Below are 17,649 nucleotides of genomic sequence, written 5' to 3'. Positions count from 1 at the left end.
GAAAGCCGCGATGAACCAAAAATAAATCTGTTGAGATTTCACCAACAACACATAACATGGAATTGATTTATCTAAAGGGAATGTTCAAGAAACTAATCAAGTACAATCAATGGAAATACCCCAACCCGATTGAAGCTATCGATACAATCAAAACTAGCGAGAAGAACCTGGCATATCTAACCAAGCCACAAATTGAAGAGTTCCTATTTAACCTGAAGAATTTCAACCGCGTAATTACAGTCTCGATTCCACAGCTCATTGTAATCTCTAAGATTTGCTTAGCCACCGGTGCTCGTATAAGTGAAGCTCTCACTCTTACCCGTTCACAAGTAGCTGAATTCAAGCTAACTTACACCGAGACAAAAGGTAAGAGAAATCGAAGTGTGCCCATCTCACCTGCTTTGTATCATGAGATCTTAGACATCGCAGTGAACGACCATAAGATTTTTGACACTACTTATAAGGATGCCTGGCGCTACATTAAAAGGGCTTTACCTAATCATGTTCCAAGTGGGCAAGCAACGCATGTTCTACGGCATACATTTGCTTCGCACTTTATGATGAATAAAGGGGATATTTTGGTGTTACAGCGGATTCTAGGTCACACAAAAATTGAGCAGACAATGGCGTATTCTCACTTTGCTCCCGAGCATTTGATGCAGGCAGTTCACCTCAATCCTTTAGAAAATTAATGGCGACAAAATGGCGACAGCCACTGTAATCGAGCGTTATTTAGCGGTTTTAGACGTAAAAAAGGCGACAATTTAACCTGTCGCCTTTTGCTAATGAGAGCCTAATTTAGACTATTCCCAATCAAGGATAACCTTTCCTGAAAGCCCGCTACGCATAGCGTCGAAGCCTTTCTGGAAATCGTCCACTTTGTAGTGGTGAGTAATGATTGGTGTTAGATCTAGGCCAGATTGGATCAATGAAGCCATCTTGTACCAAGTTTCGAACATCTCACGACCGTAGATACCTTTGATAACCAAGCCTTTAAAGATTACTTGGTTCCAGTCTACTGCCATGTCTGATGGTGGAATACCTAGTAGAGAGATCTTACCGCCGTGGTTCATGTTAGTCAGCATGCTGTTGAACGCAGATGGGTTACCAGACATTTCTAGGCCTACATCGAAGCCTTCAGTCATGCCAAGATCAGCCATTACGTCTTCAAGCTTCTCTTCCATTACGTTTACTGCACGAGTCACACCCATTTGACGAGCAAGGTCTAGGCGGTATTCGTTTACGTCAGTAATTACAACGTGACGAGCACCAACGTGCTTCGCAACAGCAGCAGCCATGATACCGATTGGACCAGCACCAGTAATTAACACGTCTTCGCCTACTAGGTCGAAAGAAAGCGCTGTGTGTACTGCGTTACCAAACGGGTCAAAGATTGATGCTAGATCGTCAGAGATTTCTGCAGGGATCTTAAATGCGTTGAACGCCGGGATCACAAGGAACTCAGAGAACGCACCAGTGCGGTTAACACCAACACCTGTTGTGTTACGACAAAGGTGAGTACGGCCGCCACGACAGTTACGACAGTGACCACATGTGATGTGACCTTCGCCAGATACACGGTCGCCGATTTCAAAACCACGAACTTCTTGGCCAATGCCAACAACTTCACCCACGTATTCGTGACCTACTACCATAGGTACTGGGATTGTGTTTTGTGACCACTCATCCCAGTTGTAGATATGTACGTCAGTACCACAAATTGCGGTTTTCTTAATACGAATAAGAAGATCATTATGACCCATTTCAGGCTTTTCAACCTCGGTCATCCAAATGCCTTCTTCAGGCTTTAGCTTAGAAAGTGCTTTAATTTTCATAATGTTACCTAGTTCATCTCGCCTAACTGTAAGGCGAGAATCAAAAATCTATATGTTCTACTGGGTGTTGTTCTATCTAATTAAAGGATGCTCGTGGCACCCCTTTAAAATTAGATGATACCCATGTCTTTACCAACTTGGATGAACGCATCGATTGCGCGGTCTAGTTGCTCACGAGAGTGTGCAGCAGACATTTGCGTACGGATACGAGCTTGACCTTTTGGTACTACAGGGAAAGAGAAACCTACAACGTAGATGCCTTTCTCTAGTGCGCGCTCAGCGAACTCAGCCGCTACTTTTGCATCACCAAGCATGATTGGGATGATTGCGTGGTCTGCACCGCCCATAGTGAAGCCAGCTTCTTCCATGCGAGTACGGAAGTGAGCAGAGTTTTCCCATAGTTGAGTACGTAGGTCGCCAGATTCCGCAAGAAGATCTAGAACGCGGATAGACGCAGATACGATTGCAGGAGCAACAGAGTTAGAGAATAGGTATGGACGAGAACGCTGACGTAGCCAGTCGATCACTTCTTTCTTACCAGAAGTGTAACCGCCTGAAGCGCCACCCATTGCTTTACCAAGAGTACCAGTGATGATATCGATACGGTCTACAACGTTGTGGAACTCGTGAGTACCCGCTCCGTTTTCGCCCATGAAGCCCACTGCGTGAGAGTCATCAACCATTACTAGTGCATCGTACTTGTCTGCAAGGTCACAGATAGCAGGAAGGTTAGCCACTACGCCGTCCATTGAGAACACACCGTCAGTTACGATTAGTGTGTGACGAGCGCCAGCTTCTTTAGCAGCGATAAGTTGCTGCTCTAGCTCTTCCATGTTGTTGTTCGAGTAACGGAAACGCATTGCTTTACACAGACGAACGCCATCGATAATAGATGCGTGGTTTAGTGCGTCAGAGATGATTGCGTCTTCTTTACCTAGAATTGTTTCGAACAAACCAGCGTTTGCATCAAAACAAGATGTGTAAAGGATAGTGTCTTCTTTACCTAGGAACGTAGAAAGCTTTTGCTCTAGTTCTTTGTGAGAATCTTGAGTACCACAAATGAAACGTACTGAAGCCATACCAAAACCGTGCTGATCCATACCATCTTTAGCTGCTTCGATAAGAGCTGGGTGGTTAGCAAGACCTAAGTAGTTGTTTGCACAGAAGTTTAGTACTTCTTCACCAGTCGAGATAGAAACCGCTGCTTTTTGTGCAGAAGTAATAATGCGCTCAGACTTGTAAAGACCTTCTTCTTTAACTTCTTCGATTTGAGTTTGAATCTGTTGGTAAAATGCAGAAGACATTGTCTCATTCCTTCCTAGTTATAATTTAGCAGCATCGCGCGCCGCTTTATGTAGGGATGTAAACGATCTCAACACGATCATTTACACTGTAAAACTTATGCCTATATTCTAGTTGAACATCCCCGTTCCGATTATCCCTTTAGTTGGAAAAACATTAATGAATCACAGGCACTAATAATAGTTCATCCCAGTGACATAGGGCACATTAACGCCCTTCACCTGCTTTTTTAAACGCCAAATTAGCTATAATTTCCGTCTAATTTCGCTTTCATATCAAATCTCAATTTTTCATCTCAGAATGCGCAGCAGCAACGCCGCTATACAGATGAGCTTCAAACACAACAACCTATCAGAGCAATCACGTCAATCAATTAATGAAATTGATTCACAAATCAGAGTAAATCGCTCACAATTGCCATTAAGTTCATCGTTGAAACTAGCCTATTGGATACTTATGATTAACCCAAAACTCATCGCCCTGCTTCCGGACCTCGCCTCGTTCATTTTGGTGGTTAACGAAGGTAGTTTTACGGCTGCAGCAAAACAGTTAGGCGTGACACCGTCAGCCTTGAGTAAGCTCATCACCCGCTTGGAAAAAGCGCTATCGGTGAAACTGTTTGAGCGTACCACTCGTACCCTTATCATTACGCAAGCGGGTCAATTGGTTTATGATCAGAGTGTGGTGATGATCAACGCAGCGCAACAAGCCGTTGAACTGTCTACCTCCGACCATACCGAACCTGCAGGCTCGATAACGGTAGCGGCGCCTGAAGCCTTCTTGAATTCGGTATTGCAGCCTTTCGTTGTTCCATTCTTAAATCAGTATCCAGAAATCCAACTTAAATTGAGAGCGGCTGACGGCGACATCGATATTTTACGTCAAGGCATCGACATTGCTTTCCGCCTGACTGATAAGCCCGACGAAAGCTTAGTATTGAAAGAGTTAGGAAAAACAAACCTCGTGTTGTGTGCAAGCCCTGACTATTTAGATGCCAAGGGGATTCCTCACCACCCTACCGAGCTGTCTGAACACGACTGTTTGTATCTTGCAGAGACAGACAAAGATCACATTTGGGATTTTCTTAAAGATGATGAATTTCACACAGTACCCGTCAGTGGACGTTACGCAGTTAACCACTCGCAGATGCGACTGAAAGGTGTGAAAGAAGGTCTAGGCGTCGGTATTTTCCATGACTTCGTGATTCAAGATGCGTTGGCTGAAGGGGCTGTAGTACAAGTGTTGGAAGATTGGACCATCAAGAGTAATTACCATGGTGCGATTGCGATGCAGTTTGCTCAAACCAAGTACATGCCCGCTCGACTGCGTGTATTCATTGATTACGCCATGGAGCACTTAGGTGACAAGTTGGCAGGAGAAATAAACTGATGTTGAAAGGAATACACCACGCAGCCATAATCTGTTCAAACTACAACGCATCGAAGCACTTTTACACCGAGATTTTGAAACTTGAGATCATTGCCGAAAACTATCGTGAGGCTCGCCAGTCGTACAAACTTGATTTAGCGCTACCTAATGGTGCTCAAATAGAACTATTCAGCTTCCCTAACGCGCCAGAAAGGCCTAGCTTTCCCGAAGCTCAAGGGCTAAGACACTTAGCTTTTTGTGTTGATGACGTTCAACAAATCAAAAGCTATTTGGAAGAACAAAGAATCGAAGTCGAACAGATCCGAATTGATGAATTTACAGGTAAAGCATTTACTTTTTTTGCCGATCCTGACGGGCTTCCGTTAGAGCTTTATGAAATCTAGAGCTTTATCACATATAGAGCTGTACAAGTCTAACGTCTTCTTAATAAACAGAGCATGTCATCTGAATAATGAAACTGACCTCCTGAAAAAGGAGGTCAGTTTGTATATCAATTAACTCAATGCCGTCTTGAATTTCTCAACGCGTGAAAATAGTAACCAATCCAGCAGCATTGCTGTCACGATCGTCGCTCCCGCCAGTGGAAACAGTACTGAAATAACTATCACAATCACTAAACCTGTCTTCCAAAGCCCTGCATCGCCAAACTTCGGTGGCGTGCCAAGCTTTCTTTGACCTGAAGGTCTACGTATCCACCACATCACACCACCAGTCACGGACACAACAATGAACGCCAAACAAAACAAAGCATTTAGAAGCTTGTTAATGATGCTGATGTCACCTTGATGCAATGAAATACCTACCGCTAACGTTTTGGCAATGAAGTTATAATCTTGCCATGTCACCTCACCCAGAATACGACCTGAGTATTGGTCGAGGTGCGTAGTACGGTCCTGCGTTGGATCAATGATGTCACCGCCCATAGTGTTGGCTGTGACCGTGTAAACACCTGTTTCTGAACGCGGGAAATTCACCTTGTATTGAGTGAAACCAAGTGAGTGCGCTTTTTGGATAACATCATCAATCCCGAAACTGCTTGCTGACATCACATGTTGAGAGTGGTCTTCGCCCATCTTAGAGTGATCATGAGGTTCAGATGCCTCTTCCACGTGATGTACATGTTCTGCTGGCTTATCTTGAGACAACGGCAGCGGTGTTTGTTCTAGATTCCATGGAAGTTCTTCCTCTGAGCCATGGTTAAGCGATGTGTGCGTCTTATCAGACAGCGGAATATCGTCCCACATTTGAGCAGGGAAAGTGCTCCATGCTTGAACTAATTTACCGCCCCAGAAGCCTGTCCAAGCCAATCCAGACAGAATAAACAACAACAGAACGAGCGATAACACACCTCCAATGTTCGCATGCAGATCACGCATTAAAATACGCGTTCCTGAACCAAATCGAAGCTTAAGAAAACCAGCGCGGCTCGCGTTATCTCTAGGTAACCATAAGTAAATACCACTGATGAGCAACAGAATAGACAAGCTTATTGCGACTTCAATTAGATAATCACCCCAATCACCAATCAACAAAGTGCCGTGAATGTCATTCGCGAGTTGGTACAGGCTGTCGCTACGCGGAATCTCTCCGACCACTTCGCCCGTATATTGATTTACCGTGGCGAAGACCGATGTGCCGTCTACAAGTGCTACCGAAAAGCGGTTAGCCAGATCAGGAGCTTTGCTCGGAACAAACTGGGTAACCGAACCTTGTGGGTATTGAAGTTGTACTGCAGCTAACTGTTTTGACACTTTAATCGGCTCGCCCGATGCAACAATCTCTAGGGCTTCGTGGTGGAAAGTCAATTCGATTTCATCATCAAACAGCATCACCAAACCTGTAATGCTCAGCATTAACATAAACGGGATAACAAATAGCCCAGCATAGAAGTGCCAGCGCCATGTGAGGAAATAGAGGGTTTTATTGCGGTCTTTGCTTTTTATATTGGTTTCCGAACCGGTTGTTGCACTGCTTTTAGACTGCGAAGTTGCTTGTGCTTTCGCAGGGGTTTGAGATTCATTTCTCAACATTATAATTTCCTTTGACACACGCAAACATACCTTCTGAAAAATCAGAAAGTAATCTGAGCATGTTTAACTTTACTTAATACTTTATTTTTTAATTATTTTAAAGGGTTAGGTTTAAGCAATAACAAAGGGAGGGCCGCGCGGGGCTTGCCTCGTGTAGCGTTCGCTTAGAGCCAAAAAAGCGTAGCTGTCGGAGACAATAGAACTCAGTCGAGTTGTCAGTAGTGTAGTGGGAAGTTCATCTTGGTGAAACGTGGAAAAATGGCTAAACGGACACGGCTTTCCTTTATGAGTATTAGGTTCGCCTTCTTCGATTTGAACCAATTCAAAGCCATTGACCGTACATAACGACGCCCATACTCCCGCACTATTACCATGAGCATTGATAACAGGCATTAATGTCACTAGCGCCCAGCTTAATGCTGTTGCAAGTAACATGAAGAAGTTGAACGAGGTTCGGCGCATTATCCCAAGTCTTTATAAATTTCCCTTATTATGAGGGACTTGGAATATAGGTAAACGTAAAGATTAACAGCAAGTTAAAAAATTGAAGCTAACGCACACTCTTTTTCGTTAAATACTGGTTACAACACTAAAACTAAGAAAGTAATACTCATCTCTTTGCAGCAGGCTTTCGATAAAAGAGACAATAAAAAACGCCGCCTTACACCTTCCTCGAAAGAGGGTAATGTAAGGCGGCGTTTTAGAAATCGAATCTTGAGGTTTGCTCTTTGTTACCTATCTAGCAAACGTTCATGATTAACGAATTAACCGAAGATCTTGCTCCAGATGCTTGGGTTACGCTTCTCATGGTACTCTTCACGAAGGCCATCAATAGTACGAAGTTCTTGCTGTGCCGACGCTAAGTCACCTTGATCTAGCTTCTGCTCAATGCTATCCAGTGATGCACTGATCTTTTTGAAGCCTTCCATGAAGTTGTCTTCTTTCTCGACTGGGTAAACACCCGTTTTCAGCTCTGCCACTAGCGTATCTAAACGAACGATAGGCTTTTGCATCTCTTCAATGCTTTGAGCTTCTGCCGCTTGTTTGAACGCAAGCTTCATTTCTTGCATGTTTTTCTTAAGGTCTACATTAGCAAATGCGTTGCCAGACAATACTGAAGCAGCGATTAAGCCAGATAAAAGGATTGAGCGAGTTTTCATTGTTTCTCCAAGTGAAGCGGTGTCTTTGAAGTTAGAGCCGTCATTACTGTGGCACTTCGACTTTATTATTTTCGGTTAGTGTATACAAAAATCTTTCAGGCACAAAAATTGATTGTGTCGAAATGCAAACCCGCCGACATTCTCTTAAACAAGATCTGAATATTCTGGGATTTCATTACGACCGCGCAAGGCCAAAAAGGCTAGGAACTGCTTTGGCGAATGGGTAATCACTTTACTCGAATCTACGCCCACTTCATCTAACAATGCTGCGACTAAATCCAAGCCACCTACATCTAAACAGAAATGCGCATCGCTGCCTGTTGTAATAAATGCACCCTTCGCTTTCGCTATTCTTGCAATCTCATAACAACGGTCAACACTGCCAACTCGGCTATTTCCTTTAAGTGTGGTGTTGTTGATCTCAATCGCCACGTTGTTTTCAACCGCACATTGAATGACGGCTTCGAAATCGAAATCAAAATTAGGATTGCCTAAGTGACCAAGCGCATCAATTCGACCACCCTTAATCACATTCACGAGAGCCTCTGTATGGGTAGCGACATCCGATGGACGAAAAACGGGCTCGTGGAAACTGGCAATCACCCAATCTAGGTTCTTATCCACACTCGGATGGATATCGATTTCACCTTGAGTGTTCATGACGTTCGACTCAACACCACGGATGATGGCAACCTCTTCGATAAAACGAGGAAGTACACGTTGGTTACTGAAGAACCAATAGTGTGGAGCGCCCGGCATTGATTCTGAATGGTCAGTGGTACAAAACATGGCTAAACCATTTTGCTTTGCCGACTTGGCGTTTTCGATCAATGTGCTGTAAGCATGACCACTTGCGTATGTGTGGGTGTGAGTATCTACTTTGAGTTCCATGAATCAATGCCCTCTTCGCTCGGTCAAATACGTTTTTCAGAAAGTAACTCTGAATCTTTTTCAGGTCAGGAGTGCCTGCACCTTTTTTCTGAAAAGGAATGCTTCAGAAAATGAGTGCCTGATGGCAACAATTCAACCAGTTTATCAGCTGAAAGTGACAATTAGCACCCAAACATAAAGGTTTATTACTGGTTCATTTACACGACACGGGAATACGTGGCTAACCAGAGCCAGCCAGCGCTTGGTCTTATCTAAGTCGAACCGCACACACTCGGTAATTGCGCCAATTTTTTGCAACCTACCCAAGTTCGTCAATACTTAAACCAGTCTACAAACTGGAGTGTTAGATGAGAAGAAGACGATATCCGCTGAGTATCCACATCACTAGCCTTTTCCTAATTTTGACAACACTTGTCGGTGCGGTATTGATTTCGATAAGTTATCGGCACTCCCAAGAGCTGCTGTTAGGCACAGTGCGCGAGATCAGTAATGAGCATCGCGACAAGCTGGAATCAGTATTTAAACAAGCGATTGCCCCTGTCATCACAACCTTAAATGTGATGGCGGTGAGCCCGTTTGTTGCTCATCAAACTTCCGCTGTCGAAAAAGACTCTTGGCTTGCTTCGGTCGATATCATCTTCAAACAAAACACCAATTTGGTCGCTCTATTTTACGGTTCTGAAGAGGGTGACTTCAGAATCTTTCGTCCATTAAGCACCAATAAACAGAGAGCCGAAAACAGCGCGCCCGCTAAAGCGACCATGATGGTCAGCAGCACCAATCTAGACGGTGAAAACTTTATTACCTATCTTGATGGCGCACATCAAGTGATCAGTACTCGACAAGCAGAGAGTAAGTTCAACCCCACCACTCGTCCTTGGTTTCGTAACGCAAAGCCTGATGGCTCAATACAACTCTCTGAGCCCTATCTATTCTATTTCCTGCAAACCAATGGCATTACACTCTCTAGGCGTTCTGCCGATGGCAAGCATGTGGTTGGTGCCGACTTTACGTTGAGTTCCCTCTCTTCTCAGATCAGTGAATTAGCTTATTCTCCGCAAACCCGACTCGCCTTGTTCGATCAACATTTTAATCTTCTCGGTCAGCATCAACTTGAGCTATCAGTACCCAAGCCTGACTCCCAATCTGATGACACAAGTAAAACTGAGCAAACGAACAACCAAACGACGGGGAATCTCTCTGGCAGTGAGCAAGACCAAAGCTTCTTTAATGTGCCCAAACGTGAACAGATGGAAGCATTGAAAGCGTCCGTTATTGCGCCGCTTATCTCTGATGAAGAGAAGTTTAACCTCAATCTAAAAAACGTTGAGTACAACTTAAACACTTGGGCACTAACGCTAACGCCGGTTCAACTGACTCAAAATGTCACCTTATACTTGGCAGAAGCGACGCCACACAATGAGCTACTCACTGATCTTATCTCGATGCGAGACAAGCAAGTTGCGGTCGCGATTGGGATGTTGTTCATCTGCTTCGCTATCGTATGGTTTGTTGCTAATCGACTGTCTCAGCCGCTCAATACGCTGATGCAACTCACCGACAACATCGCTCGGTTCGACTTCAGGCGTACTCATTATCCCAAAAGCATGATTCAAGAAGTGGCTAACCTCGCCCACTCGATTGAGCTAATGGAACACACGCTTCATGATCTGATTACCCTACTTCGAGACACCGCCGGGAATCAGGAGTTTTCGATCTTAGCCAAGAACATTGCTCATCAAAGCTATTTAATTACCAAAGCAGAAACCATTGTCCTTTTCACTCAATCCAAAGAGAAAGACGTGTTTGATACGGCAGCCAACCTTGCCATTCTTCCTTTTAAGGCCGACATCAATGACTTCATCAAACACACGCCTTGGTTGCTGTGTCAGCTTAAATCTGGTGAGACGATCCATTTAAACAGAGAAGACAATGTTCTCAACTATTACCAAGATTCGATCTTCAATTCAGACCTGTACCTATTTCCACTATTAAACCGAGAGAAACTGTTGGTAGGGATTGTGGCAATTGGCTATGAGAGACCAATTACCAAGATGCAGGCAGACAAGCACGCCTTTTTAAGAGAGTTGCTCAGCTTTGCGGAAATAGCGAAAGACAACATCGACCAAATGCAGCAACAAAAAGACATGCTTAATGCCTTTATTGAGCTGATTGCATCGGCGATTGATACCAAGTCACCTTATACGGGCGGGCATTGCCAACGAGTGCCTGAGCTCACCAAATGGCTAACTCAAGCAACCATAGATGATGACCGCTATTACCCGCAATTCTCATTGGACAGTAAACAGTGGGAAGAGTTGATGCTCGCCGCTTGGCTTCATGACTGCGGCAAGGTGACCACGCCTGAATATGTGGTAGATAAGGCAACAAAACTGGAAACCATTTACGACCGAATCCACGAAGTGCGAATGCGTTTTGAGTTGTTGAAACAGCAAGCGGAAACCGATTACTGGAAAGCGATGGCGAACGGTGCACTACAAGAAGAACAACTCAAAATACTCGAACAAAGCCTGTCTGAACTGGATGAGGAGTTTGCCTTCGTTGCTGAGTGTAATCTTGGCGGCGAATCTATGACGGAAGAGCAGCTAGAACGCTTAGATCAAATAGCCAAACGCCAATGGAAACGTACACTGGATGATCAATTGGGTTTGTCTTGGTCTGAAAAAGAGAGATTTAACACCCAAAAAGAGTCGGTTGAGAAAGAGAGAACTGAGCCAACAAGTCAGGAAAAAGGTTTGCCTGTCATGGAGCCTCTGCTTGCAGACAAACCGGAGCATAAAATACCTTGGGACAATGGCTTTAACCCTGCCGATGTATGGCAAGAAGCGTTTGTACTTAAGCCCGGAGAAGTTAAATACAACCAAGGTGAACTGCACAATTTGAAAGTACGCCGTGGTACGCTAAACGATGAAGAACGTTTCATGATCAACGATCATATTATCCAAACCTTCACCATGCTCAACAAGTTGCCTTACCCGCCTTACCTTCAAAACATTCCGGATATCGCCAGCGGACACCACGAACGTATCGACGGTAAGGGATACCCAAGAGGCTTAAACGAAGACCAGTTACCTCTGCCGTCCAGAGCAATGGCAATTGCTGATGTCTTTGAAGCGCTCACCTCTAGTGATCGCCCTTATAAGAAAGGTAAACTCTTAAGCGAATCACTCAACATCATGACCGACATGGCCACCAGCGGTCATATCGATCCCAAGTTGTATTTACTGTTTTTGGAAAACAAAATCTACGATAAATACGCTGAGCGATTCCTAGAAATGAACCAACGCTGCGAGATTGACCCGCACGAACACATCGACCGAGTAAAAGAATACATACGCTCATTGTTCTAAGTTTTAAATTAACCATTCAGAGGATAAGCCATAACTCAATGGTTAGCTTTTAGCTGCCGAGTCCAATACCGCAACGTCCACTACAGTCGCTACAGCCACTGTGGTGTGCGGTTTTTGTTTGGCTTTCGCCTTGCTGTGTCTTTTTGCCAGCAATGTATTGGTGATGCTCGCCACGACAATCAGGTTAATGCCAATCATCTGCTGTGTAGAAAACACATCATCAAAGAACAAGCCCTGCCAAAGCGCGCTAAACAGCATGTTAGTAAAAATCAGAGGTGCCAACTGGGAGCCACTGTCTGCAAGCTTATACGCCTTGGAACGGAAGATTTGGGTATTGATGGTAAACAGTGCAAGACCAAGTGATCCGAGAACAATCCAGCGTAAATCGTCAAAAGACAGCAACGCCGACAAGGTTCCTTTCTCTGCACTTTCAAGTACATCAGGCACCGCAGAAACAGAAGTAAACACCACCATTGGTATCACAATAATTGCCGCAACTAAAAAGGTCCACGCGTTAAGCTCTGCCGGAGTCAGGCTGGTTTTAGACGCTCGGTACAAACTCACTTGCGAGCCAGAATTAAATACCCCCGCGAGAAGCCCAAGCAGAAGCGCAGGTCTAAAGAACTCCGAACCCAACTCAAACTGCGACCAATCCCCCGCCATCATCACTACGCCAACAAAGGTGACAGCTAAACACACTATCGTCGTTGTATGAATCTTGGTTCTAAATATTAACTTTTCTAACAATGGAATAAACAGAGGCCCCGTACTGAACAACACAACCCCTTCAACAAGCGTTAAGGTTTGCAGTGAAGTAAGGAAACACCACTGACACGCCACCATAAAGATCGCCCGCATCACCAAAGGTTTCCACATTTCTCGTGTCGGCTTGCTGATTTTGTAAAAGGTCAGGAAAAGAAATAAAAACAGACTGGGTAACAAAAAACGCACAAAACTGAGTAACGAAGTGGGCATCACTTCAGATAGATACTTGGCCATCAAGCCACTTAAAGACAAACTGAACGTCGACAACAACATGAAAGTCGTCGCCTTGGTAATATCAGACATAATTATCACCTCCTATGACATCTATTTTAGAGGCGTGACGTAATGAAAAATAGCGAGTAATATTAACTATAACTGTAAGGAAAACTTACCAATGAAAAAACTCGTTCCGCTTAAATCCGTTTATGCTTTCATTGCTGTTGCTGAGACTGGCAGCATGACCGACGCCGCGCGGGTATTGTACGTCAGTCACTCTGCGGTAAGCCAAGCGATAAAGTCGTTAGAACAACTGGTCAACAAGCCTCTGTTTCAACGAGTCGGTCGTCGTGTTGTTCTTAATGCCGCAGGTAAGCGATATTACCGCAAAGTTGCTCCCGCACTTGAGCAAGTGATAGAGGCGACCGAAGAGCTTGCCAGAACGCCTAACGACCACCGCATTACCCTCAACATGGTCAATTCGCTAGCGATGCACTGGTGGATCCCACGAGTTCCCGACTTCCAAGCCTTCGCTCCCTCACTTGATATCCGCATTTCGACGCTAACTGGCCCTTTCGATATCGAGCAGGAAGGGGTCGATGTTGCGCTTGTACATGGCAAACCCAACGAGTGGGAACAATATTACAGCGAGAAACTGGGCGACGATGACCTAGTATTGGTGTGTAGCCCTACGATATTAAAAAACCAGACCGGATTGAGCGTCGAACAACTCGTCAAACAAAACCCGACCATTGGCGTTTTTAACCTCAGGCGACAACACGACTGGCAAGTGTGGTGCGACAATTACCAAATCCCAATGCCCACATTCCATAGCAACCTAACATTCGATGTCTCCATTCAAGCGGTGCAAGCTTCAATTCGTTCGTTAGGCGTACTAGTAACGCATCGCTTGTTTGTGAAAGATGATATCAGCCATGGGATGCTTGTCGAACTGGGTAAACCGGTTGCTAACCCGCACCAAGATTTTTACTTTGTTTGCCCAAAAAACAAATTAAAACAAGAAAGTGTGCTAAAACTGAGAACATGGTTAAGACATGAATTCACACGCTCAGAGACAGCACTGAACGATGACATTCAAGAGCAAGACCAAACTATCAATCAATAAGCGAGTGACAGCTCAGCAAGCTTACAAGAGGCCATTATGATTATTACCACCACACAATCAGTCGAAGGCAAGCGCATTGTCGATTACAAAGGGGTTATTGCCGGAGAAGCCATTCTAGGGGTGAACGTTTTCAAAGATATGTTTTCAGGAATTCGTGACTTTGTGGGTGGACGTTCTGGCACCTACGAGAAAGAACTGGAAAAAGCACGTAACTACGCGTTCAAAGAGTTAGAACAGAAAGCGATTGAAGCGGGTGCCAACGCGGTGGTAGGCGTAGATATTGATTACGAAGTCTTGGGAACAGGTAATGGCATGTTGATGGTCTCTGCTAGTGGCACGGCAGTGGTGGTTGCTTAACTGAATCACTCGCTAAATCATGCGATTACCTAGAAAAACGCCCCTTAGCTGAATCGCTAGCTAAGGGGCGTTATTGTATTCGCTGCCAAACTAGGCTTGAATATCTCTAACTCGCACGATCTTCTGGCTCAGAAATCATGGCATCAAAAGAGGCAATTCGAGCCAAAAACTCTTTTCTATCTTTAGGCATAATTGAGCTTGCCATTGGTAAGTTCGCCTTCATCGCATCGACGGCGCGACCACGAACCAATACCTCAAAGTGCAAGTGCGGGCCAGTAATACGACCAGTAGCACCCGATAGCGCAATTTTCTGACCTCGCTTAATTTGCTGACCTTTCTTAACTAAGAAGCGGCTCAAGTGAAGATAACGCGTCGTATATACGCTGTTGTGTTCAATCACCAAATATTTACCAGCATACGGGTGGTCACGAAGTGCCACCACTCGACCATCACCAGTTGAGTAGATAGGTGAACCAACAGGTGTCGCAAAGTCGGTACCATTGTGCGGTGAGATTCGCCCAGTTACTGGGTGTCTTCGTGTCGGATTGAACGAAGAAGTGATTCTTCGGAATTTTCTGTCGACTGGGTATCTATCAAAGGCTTGCTCTAGACTATTTCCCTCTCTGTCATAAAAAAGACCATCTGGTGCTAGAAAAGCTGCGACTTCTCGGTTTCTTAATTGAATTGAGATACCTTGAATTTCTGTTTTACCCGTTAGGTGATCATCCGTGTACTGCTCTTTGACCAATACATTGAAGCTATCACCAGCTCTCAGCTCTCGAGCGAAGTTGACTTTGTCTTTTAGTGTGCGGGTGATATTGGCTATCTGGTTAGTAGTTAACCCCGCTTTGTAGGCTGACGTTGAAAAGCTACCGTGAACACTACCCGCATAGAGTTTTTCTTTCCATTCGCCTGGGATCTCGTGGAATTTATAGGTGAAGCTACCATCATCGTTTCGAGTAAAGGCTGCTTGCTCAACCAAACTCTCGTGATAAATCAGCTCCACAAGCTGTTTTGAGTCACTATCCAAAAGCAACTCTAGATGGTCACCAGGTTTTATTGTGTCGAGTTTCAAAGACTCCAGATCCGCTTCCATCACCTTTTGAACGGTTCCATATGGCAGTTGCCATGACGAAAAGATGTTGCTTAGCGTATCGCCAACTTTCACAAAATAATGGACCTTAACCAAAGAGTTGGGAGTCGCTTGCGAGTCGATGACTTCCTTATCATTAGGTTGAGAACCTTGGTAAGGTGTTATTTTGATAGAGATTTCTGGTGCTGGTTTGGAGTGAAAAGAGAGCAAAGCAGCAAGGGAAAATGCGCTGATCGCAGTAACGATCAGACCAATACGGAGGAACTTCATAAAATACTTAGCGGTTATAACAAGGAACTTAGAAAGTGTTATAACATAACAATTAAATCAAAAAAATAAATGAAATGTAAGAAACCATAGCGCGATAGGTGTGAAAGTATGGTGAGCATGCAAAGCCCACCACCTTAGTTAACACGGATCTTTACCTCATATTACTCTTCACGAAGTACTTCGAAGCGTTCTAAGCCTCGCAGCATCTCAAAGTCCGGCTCTTCAGTTAGCAGCTCTCTCATGGACCCACTGGCTTCAATAGCGCGCTCTAAGTCATCGATCGCTTGACCTTCTGCCCCTAATCGAGCATAGGCGCAAGCACGTTGATACAAGGCATGAGCATTTTGGTCATCGACTTCTAATACACGGTTACAAAGACTCATTGCCCAGTGGTATTCCTGTATATCCATAGCAGCGTCAGCTTTGGCAGTAAGTGCTTCTAAATCTCCAGGACGAACCTTCAGTATTTCATCGTAGATTTCAATTTTTTGCTCTGCCGTTTGTGCGTTCTGTGCTCTCAACCATAGGTTATGAATCTCATTGATAATTTCAATTTCGCGGTTGTTGTCGGAAATGATTCTGGTCTTGCGCTTAAGATCCCGTTCAAGAACATTAAACTTCTTCTCATAGTCTTGAGCGATAGAATTAAGTCGCTTATCAGCCATGTCTTGAGTTGTGTGTTTAAGCTCTTTGATGGATTGCCAACCCACCAGCGCGATAAGAGAGGCCACACCAGCAATAATGTAGAAGAAGTAGGTTACGGTTACATTGGCGTAATTCAGAGACTTGTCTGCCACAGTCAGTTCCCGGTCAGTCATCTGAATGGTCAAGCGTCTTTCAAGATCCTGCTGTTCCATTCGAAGCTGCTTCAACTCATCCAAGATATAGCGTTCCATCAGCGGTCTATCCAAATACTCTTGTTCCGAGTACTTAACCTCTTCGCTTGCAAAACTCATCGTGCTGAACACCGAGATAACTGCAATCAATAAGATTCGAAGCATTATACATTCCTTATATATTTATCTTTAGACTAACTGTATCTCGTAATAGGCATACAAGCTAGGAAGTCGACAAGTTTGCTATGTCCATATTGGAATTAACACTCTAAAACATCATTGATAATTATAAAACACCTGAAGCAACATCATTAATTTCTAAATTATAAAAATACCGCGTAATACTGTTCTATATGATTAATTCGCGATGCGAATATACCGAAAAATGGTTTATTGCATCGAGATGAATCTTATATTAATAACGATCAGAACGAGGTTAATTTGAATAATCCACGATACGATTTAGTAAGCCGTGTACTGCACTGGGTAATGGCTTCTGTAATCATCTATGCAACAATCGCAGGGTATGTGATGCACTATGTCACCAGTCATCCAGAGCTGTTTTCTTTTCTGTCAGTGCTCAACATGTCATTGGCGACCGTTGCGACGTCACTGCTTGTGGTTCGTTATATCTGGAGCCACTTTCGCTCGTCGCCAAGCATGCCAACCTCTGTGCCTGAAGGGCAAAAATGCGTTGCCAAGCTTGCACACTATTTGATGTATCTTGTGATGTTTATGGTTTTCAGCACCGGCTACTTAATGCTAAAAGAACCGTACTCTTTATTTTGGTTAGTGAGCGTAAATAATCTAATTACCGACTCTGCAATCAACGGCTTCTTTTTCTATTTACATCGTGCCAGTTGTATTGCCCTAGCCTGTTTAATTGTGCTGCATATCAGTGCCGCACTTAAACACCACTTTGTCTCTAGGAACTATGTATTGAAGATGATGCTCTAGATTCAGAGAATTCAACACGGTTTGCACAAACAAAAAAGGTTCATCGCGGCT

General features: G+C 44.3%; 15 protein-coding genes and 1 pseudogene. 7 read left to right on the top strand and 9 right to left on the bottom strand.

The genetic code is table 11. The features are described 5' to 3' along the window. Positions 1 to 17: 17 nt before the first annotated feature. Positions 18 to 692, top strand: a pseudogene (locus AB4138_RS22180) (tyrosine-type recombinase/integrase); the annotation flags it as partial. A gap of 111 nt (positions 693 to 803) precedes the next feature. Here the strand turns inward: AB4138_RS22180 and tdh are convergent. After that, on the bottom strand, positions 804 to 1,835 hold the full coding sequence (gene tdh / locus AB4138_RS22175; protein WP_076645250.1) for an L-threonine 3-dehydrogenase: 1,032 nt from the start codon (positions 1,833 to 1,835) through the stop codon (positions 804 to 806). A 110-nt stretch (positions 1,836 to 1,945) separates the two neighbouring features. Then, positions 1,946 to 3,139 carry a glycine C-acetyltransferase gene (locus AB4138_RS22170; protein WP_017064793.1) on the bottom strand — a complete coding sequence of 398 codons (1,194 nt, stop codon included), beginning with the start codon at positions 3,137 to 3,139 and terminating at the stop codon, positions 1,946 to 1,948. A 454-nt stretch (positions 3,140 to 3,593) separates the two neighbouring features. Here AB4138_RS22170 and AB4138_RS22165 point away from each other — a divergent pair, with 454 nt between their 5' ends. After that, positions 3,594 to 4,526 (top strand): LysR family transcriptional regulator, encoded by a 933-nt coding sequence (locus AB4138_RS22165; RefSeq protein WP_102393572.1) that lies wholly within the window; start codon positions 3,594 to 3,596, stop codon positions 4,524 to 4,526. Continuing rightward, the gene (locus AB4138_RS22160; RefSeq protein ID WP_102393573.1) at positions 4,526 to 4,909 is read left to right on the top strand and encodes a VOC family protein; all 384 of its coding nucleotides are present in this window, start codon (positions 4,526 to 4,528) and stop codon (positions 4,907 to 4,909) included. The genes AB4138_RS22165 and AB4138_RS22160 overlap by 1 nt, the downstream gene beginning before the upstream one ends. A 111-nt stretch (positions 4,910 to 5,020) precedes the next feature. Here the strand turns inward: AB4138_RS22160 and AB4138_RS22155 are convergent, their stop codons facing one another. The 4 genes from AB4138_RS22155 to AB4138_RS22140 form a co-directional block, all read right to left on the bottom strand. Further along, positions 5,021 to 6,556, bottom strand: a complete 1,536-nt coding sequence (locus tag AB4138_RS22155) for a PepSY-associated TM helix domain-containing protein (RefSeq protein ID WP_372307732.1) — start codon at positions 6,554 to 6,556, stop codon at positions 5,021 to 5,023. Between the two features lie 111 nt (positions 6,557 to 6,667). Next, positions 6,668 to 7,018, bottom strand: a complete 351-nt coding sequence (locus AB4138_RS22150) for a hypothetical protein (protein ID WP_017064798.1) — start codon at positions 7,016 to 7,018, stop codon at positions 6,668 to 6,670. Between the two features lie 302 nt (positions 7,019 to 7,320). Further along, entirely contained in the window at positions 7,321 to 7,716 is a 396-nt protein-coding gene (locus AB4138_RS22145; protein ID WP_017059534.1) for a cytochrome b562, read from the bottom strand. 144 nt (positions 7,717 to 7,860) lie between these two features. Next, entirely contained in the window at positions 7,861 to 8,607 is a 747-nt protein-coding gene (locus tag AB4138_RS22140; protein WP_372307730.1) for a phosphatase, read from the bottom strand. A 347-nt stretch (positions 8,608 to 8,954) separates the two neighbouring features. On the opposite strand from AB4138_RS22140, the gene AB4138_RS22135 reads away from it, so the two are divergent. Beyond that, positions 8,955 to 11,978 (top strand): HD domain-containing phosphohydrolase, encoded by a 3,024-nt coding sequence (locus tag AB4138_RS22135; protein WP_372307727.1) that lies wholly within the window; start codon positions 8,955 to 8,957, stop codon positions 11,976 to 11,978. A gap of 42 nt (positions 11,979 to 12,020) precedes the next feature. On the opposite strand, the gene AB4138_RS22130 is transcribed toward AB4138_RS22135, so the two are convergent. Continuing rightward, a complete protein-coding gene (locus tag AB4138_RS22130; protein ID WP_017059531.1) occupies positions 12,021 to 13,046 on the bottom strand; it encodes a DMT family transporter in 1,026 nt (341 codons plus the stop codon). A gap of 91 nt (positions 13,047 to 13,137) precedes the next feature. Between AB4138_RS22130 and AB4138_RS22125 the strand changes: the two genes are divergently transcribed. Together AB4138_RS22125 and AB4138_RS22120 are read left to right on the top strand one after the other, a co-directional pair. Further along, the gene (locus tag AB4138_RS22125; protein ID WP_017064800.1) at positions 13,138 to 14,085 is read left to right on the top strand and encodes a LysR substrate-binding domain-containing protein; all 948 of its coding nucleotides are present in this window, start codon (positions 13,138 to 13,140) and stop codon (positions 14,083 to 14,085) included. Positions 14,086 to 14,121: 36 nt separating this feature from the next. Continuing rightward, positions 14,122 to 14,442 (top strand): heavy metal-binding domain-containing protein, encoded by a 321-nt coding sequence (locus tag AB4138_RS22120; RefSeq protein WP_004730185.1) that lies wholly within the window; start codon positions 14,122 to 14,124, stop codon positions 14,440 to 14,442. Between the two features lie 106 nt (positions 14,443 to 14,548). Here AB4138_RS22120 and AB4138_RS22115 read toward each other — a convergent pair whose 3' ends face one another. Together AB4138_RS22115 and AB4138_RS22110 are read right to left on the bottom strand one after the other, a co-directional pair. Further along, a complete protein-coding gene (locus AB4138_RS22115) occupies positions 14,549 to 15,805 on the bottom strand; it encodes a peptidoglycan DD-metalloendopeptidase family protein (protein ID WP_017064801.1) in 1,257 nt (418 codons plus the stop codon). A gap of 161 nt (positions 15,806 to 15,966) precedes the next feature. Beyond that, positions 15,967 to 16,806 (bottom strand): tetratricopeptide repeat protein, encoded by an 840-nt coding sequence (locus AB4138_RS22110; RefSeq protein ID WP_017069419.1) that lies wholly within the window; start codon positions 16,804 to 16,806, stop codon positions 15,967 to 15,969. Positions 16,807 to 17,082: 276 nt separating this feature from the next. Here AB4138_RS22110 and AB4138_RS22105 point away from each other — a divergent pair, with 276 nt between their 5' ends. Further along, a complete protein-coding gene (locus AB4138_RS22105) occupies positions 17,083 to 17,598 on the top strand; it encodes a cytochrome b (RefSeq protein WP_372307724.1) in 516 nt (171 codons plus the stop codon). Positions 17,599 to 17,649 lie beyond the last annotated feature (51 nt).

The organism is Vibrio sp. 10N.286.52.C3, from assembly GCF_041468865.1.
GTDB lineage: Bacteria > Pseudomonadota > Gammaproteobacteria > Enterobacterales > Vibrionaceae > Vibrio > Vibrio crassostreae_C.
This window is presented reverse-complemented; position numbering and strand designations above follow the sequence as displayed.

Coding starts and splice junctions, on each gene's coding strand:
- tdh (WP_076645250.1), bottom strand. CDS start 1,835: ATGAAAATTAAAGCACTTTCTAAGCTAAAGCCTGAAGAAGGCATTTGG.
- AB4138_RS22170 (WP_017064793.1), bottom strand. CDS start 3,139: ATGTCTTCTGCATTTTACCAACAGATTCAAACTCAAATCGAAGAAGTT.
- AB4138_RS22165 (WP_102393572.1), top strand. CDS start 3,594: ATGATTAACCCAAAACTCATCGCCCTGCTTCCGGACCTCGCCTCGTTC.
- AB4138_RS22160 (WP_102393573.1), top strand. CDS start 4,526: ATGTTGAAAGGAATACACCACGCAGCCATAATCTGTTCAAACTACAAC.
- AB4138_RS22155 (WP_372307732.1), bottom strand. CDS start 6,556: ATGTTGAGAAATGAATCTCAAACCCCTGCGAAAGCACAAGCAACTTCG.
- AB4138_RS22150 (WP_017064798.1), bottom strand. CDS start 7,018: ATGCGCCGAACCTCGTTCAACTTCTTCATGTTACTTGCAACAGCATTA.
- AB4138_RS22145 (WP_017059534.1), bottom strand. CDS start 7,716: ATGAAAACTCGCTCAATCCTTTTATCTGGCTTAATCGCTGCTTCAGTA.
- AB4138_RS22140 (WP_372307730.1), bottom strand. CDS start 8,607: ATGGAACTCAAAGTAGATACTCACACCCACACATACGCAAGTGGTCAT.
- AB4138_RS22135 (WP_372307727.1), top strand. CDS start 8,955: ATGAGAAGAAGACGATATCCGCTGAGTATCCACATCACTAGCCTTTTC.
- AB4138_RS22130 (WP_017059531.1), bottom strand. CDS start 13,046: ATGTCTGATATTACCAAGGCGACGACTTTCATGTTGTTGTCGACGTTC.
- AB4138_RS22125 (WP_017064800.1), top strand. CDS start 13,138: ATGAAAAAACTCGTTCCGCTTAAATCCGTTTATGCTTTCATTGCTGTT.
- AB4138_RS22120 (WP_004730185.1), top strand. CDS start 14,122: ATGATTATTACCACCACACAATCAGTCGAAGGCAAGCGCATTGTCGAT.
- AB4138_RS22115 (WP_017064801.1), bottom strand. CDS start 15,805: ATGAAGTTCCTCCGTATTGGTCTGATCGTTACTGCGATCAGCGCATTT.
- AB4138_RS22110 (WP_017069419.1), bottom strand. CDS start 16,806: ATGCTTCGAATCTTATTGATTGCAGTTATCTCGGTGTTCAGCACGATG.